1 protein-coding gene is annotated in these 244 nt (G+C 41.4%); it reads left to right on the top strand.

What is annotated here, in order from left to right:
- Window positions 1–244: winged helix-turn-helix domain-containing protein (locus Ga0466249_RS26230; protein WP_215832426.1), on the top strand; the 244-nt coding region annotated here is incomplete at both ends.

Raw genomic sequence — 244 nt, 5'->3', positions numbered from 1 at the left:
AGCGGATGAATCACAAGTCCATTGTGGTGACTTAGTCATTGATTTATCGAAGCATCAGGTCACATTGTCTGGCAATGAAGTAAAATTAACGCCAACACAGTATGATCTATTAAAGGTTCTGGCGCAAAATGCAGGGAATGTGTTGACTCATCGCCAATTGCTGAAAAGGGTCTGGGGGGCCGAAAGTGATGATACGCAATATCTACGCGTATATATTGGACAATTACGTAGGAAAATTGAAGAA

This window comes from Pelorhabdus rhamnosifermentans (assembly GCF_018835585.1).
Lineage (GTDB): Bacteria > Bacillota > Negativicutes > UMGS1260 > UMGS1260 > Pelorhabdus > Pelorhabdus rhamnosifermentans.
This window is presented reverse-complemented; position numbering and strand designations above follow the sequence as displayed.